The 3541-nt window shown below is 45.6% G+C and carries 3 protein-coding genes; 2 read left to right on the forward strand and 1 reads right to left on the reverse strand.

What is annotated here, in order from left to right:
* The first annotated feature begins 564 nt into the window (after positions 1–564).
* The gene (locus QZ735_RS12350) at positions 565–1659 is read left to right on the forward strand and encodes a DUF4861 family protein (protein ID WP_294248862.1); all 1095 of its coding nucleotides are present in this window, start codon (positions 565–567) and stop codon (positions 1657–1659) included.
* 9 nt (positions 1660–1668) lie between these two features.
* A complete protein-coding gene (gene pelA / locus QZ735_RS12355; RefSeq protein WP_294248865.1) occupies positions 1669–2688 on the forward strand; it encodes a pectate lyase in 1020 nt (339 codons plus the stop codon).
* A gap of 144 nt (positions 2689–2832) precedes the next feature.
* On the opposite strand, the gene QZ735_RS12360 is transcribed toward pelA, so the two are convergent.
* Positions 2833–3541 (reverse strand): polysaccharide lyase family 1 protein (locus tag QZ735_RS12360; RefSeq protein ID WP_367117851.1); only part of this gene is annotated, 709 nt, incomplete at its 5' end.

Genomic DNA, 3541 nt, shown 5'->3' on the forward strand with positions numbered 1-3541 from the left:
AACAGGGTTCATAATCTTTGCATAGGTCTTGTATACCTTTGACGCAATCTGGTTCACCCTGTTTCATGTGAATGGGTTTAATTCTTAAATTTAACCCGTTTCGTTTAATTTACAAACTAAAGGGCGCAAAACTTTTTGCCTGCTTTGTGGGGTATGAGGCGTGAGGGTTTTATCAGAGATAATATGGTGAACCGCTAAAAGGTGATGGTTTTCAGCGTTCTTAGAATTTGACTTTGTCAAATTCTTTGCGTCTTATAACACGCTATGAAGGATTTATCTTCGCGCCTTTGCGCTTTCCAACAGCCTTGTTTTCAGGTATTCATTTTCTCCGGGAACTATGCATTCATAATCCGCTTACCTATCCATACTGATCTTGGGCCCAAAAGTCATAAATTCCTAAGATTCATGATGTTTTTTTGTTATTGATCGGAAATTATCTTTATTTTTGATGAATTAACCAAAAGAATACAGTACATGGTTACCCTTAAAAATTCTTTTTCCGGCCTCATGTGTGCAATCGGTTGCATGATTTCCGGGTTTCTTCATTCCCAAGCCTTAATCAAGGTGAAAAATATACTTGATTTCCCGAGGAATGAAGTGGTTGCAATCCCGGTAGCCAGGCTTAAGACGTTTTTAAACGGACACGGGGAACAGGACCTCAGAATCAAAGATTCCCGGGGAAATTTTCAGACGATTCAGTGGATTGATTATGATGCGGACGGGAAAAATGACGAACTGTTGTTCCAAGTAGATATTCCTGCCACCTCCTCCGCTATCTTTACCATTACAGCAGATGGGAAAAATCCGGTGCCGGAAAGCAGGCTGACTACTTATTCACGGCTGGTTCCGGAAAGGGCGGATGATTATGCCTGGGAAAATGACAAGGTTGCTTTCCGGGTATACGGACCGAAAGGCCAGAAAGAAGCACTTGCCGGCGTTAAAGGAAGTACCCTGTCCAGCGGAGTGGATATCTGGCTGAAGCGGACAGATCAGCCGGTCATCAACAAATGGTACAAAGGCTACCTGACAGATCCGATGTATTACCATAAGGATACGAGAGGCGAAGGCTACGACCCTTACCCTGTGGGCGACAGCCGCGGAACCGGAGGATCCGGAATCTGGAAAGACGGGAAATTACAGGTGTCCCGAAACTTTATCACTTCCAGGACCATTGCCGAGGGGCCCCTGAGGACCGTTTTTGAATTGACCTATGCACCGTGGAGCGATTTCAGCGTAAAGGAAACCAAAAGGATCTCCCTGGACCTGGGCTCGCATTTTTCCAGGTTTGAATCAAACGTTCGGGCTGAAAAACCGGTTCCCCACTATACGGCTGGAATCAGCTTACATAAAAATGAAGGCGAAGCAAAGCTGAATGATAAGAGCGGATATTACCTCCACTGGGAAAAGATCGATGCTGCTTTTATAGGCGAAGGTATTGTAATTGCTCCGGAAACCGTAGAAAAATCAATGGTTCTCAGATCAGAGATTCCGGATCAGAGCAATCTGCTGGTGATTATGAAACCCGGACAGCAATTTGTTTATTATGCAGGGTTTGCCTGGCAGAAAGGCAGCCCCGTTCAGACCATAGAGGATTGGGAACTTCTATTGCAAAAGCAGGCTCTTATCATCGCGCATCCCCTTCAGGTTACTGTCAAATAAATGAAAAAAATGAAAATCAAACTCTATTTAATCGCTTTAGGCTGCAGTGCCGCTCATTTTTCTGCTCAGGTAAAGGATACGCTGGCCGAAAAAATCATGCTGTACCAGCTTCCGGTGGGAGGCTGGGGAAAACAACTGGATGATAAATCGGTAGTGAATTACAATTTACCGCTGGATAAGGATCTTTTAAGAAAAATCAGGGCAACTGGGGATGATCATGCAACCATTGACAATAATGCGACGACCCGGGAAATCAATACACTGATACAATCATATGCCATTACCAAAAATCCGGAGTATTTGAAAGCTGCTGAAAAAGGCATCCGTTACCTGCTGCAGATGCAGTATGACAACGGAGGCTTCCCGCAATATTATCCCAATACTTCCCTGTACCGCAAACAGGTAACCTATAACGATAATGCGATGATCAATGCGCTTACCGTTCTGTACAATACTTCGGAAGGAAAAGAAGGCTTTGATGCGGTAGATCCGAAGTTGAGAGAGAAAGCTTGGAAAGCGGTGCAGAAAGGCATCGAATGCATCCTGAAAACCCAGGTTATGCAAAACGGGAAACCTTCGATCTGGGGCGACCAGTACAATGAAATAACGCTGGTACCGGAAAAGGCCAGGGCTTTCGAGCCTGTTTCCCTGGCCACTGCCGAATCGGTGGGAATCGTCAGGTTCCTGATGATGCAGCCTGTAACCCCCGCTATCGAAAAGTCTGTGACAGCTGCTGTCCGGTGGTTTACGGAAAACGATATGGAGGGATACAGCTATGAAGTCGGAAAGCAGAACGGAAAAACAATAAGGGTGCTGGCGGAAGACAAAAATTCGGTGATCTGGGCGAGATTCTATGATATCCATACCAACAAACCGTTGTTCGGCGACCGTGACGGAAGCGTAAAGTACAATTACAACGAAGTGTCAGAAGAAAGAAGAAACGGATACAGCTGGTTCGGCGACTTCGCAGGAAAGCTCATTCACAAAGAATACCCGAAGTGGCTGGAGAAAAATAAAATTTCCGATTAATATTTTCCCACAAAAATCTCATTCAGACCGTGAAAATTTTCACCGGTCATCATTTTAAAAAAAGCTCTTTCAGCTGTAAGCAGACTGATCTGTAAACAAGAAAAACCGGGATTCCCGGTTTTTCTTGTTTTTTATAGTGCTATCTTACAGTGAGTTGCATGCATTGCCGGAAAGGGTGGCGCCTGCGTTGGCTGTGACATCAGATTTTACGGAGGCCGGAGAAAGGGTAGGTATGGTATAAGGTGGTGTAAAAGCTGTACCGCTTCCTGCTTTATTTCCGGTGACATTGGTAAATGTATTGCTGGAAGTTACCGTAACTGCCGTAAATCCGCTCATCAGGTTAACGGGCTCTTTCACATTTTCGAATACATTCCCATCTACAAGGATGTTGGCCTGGACTCCCGCTGCAATGCATTTGTTGCTTACCGTGCTGTTGAAATAGCTGTTGAGGATATGGATCTTCCCGTAGCGTACCCGCGGCATCCTTTCCCTGCATCCCGGCGCCCACCAGCAACGGACAAAAGTAACATTCAGCTTTCCGGCATCCGCTGTGGCACCGTCGCTGGAACCGATGAGATTGGAAAAACGGTGGTCGTCTGTTCCTCCCGGGCCACCGGCTTTCGGCGTTTTCAGGTAATGGAACTTGGTATAGGAAACCGTAATGAAATCCGATTTGTTTTTGATGTCAAAATTTCCGTCTACCCCGTCTCTGAATTCACAGTGATCGATCCAGACATTCCGGCAGTCATCCAGGATAGCATTGTCCCAGCCGTCGGTATCATAAGCTCCTGGACCTTCAAAAACAAGGTTCCGGATCACGATATTGCTGCATCTTTTGATATTGATGATTCCG

Source organism: uncultured Chryseobacterium sp. (genome assembly GCF_913776365.1).
GTDB lineage: Bacteria > Bacteroidota > Bacteroidia > Flavobacteriales > Weeksellaceae > Chryseobacterium.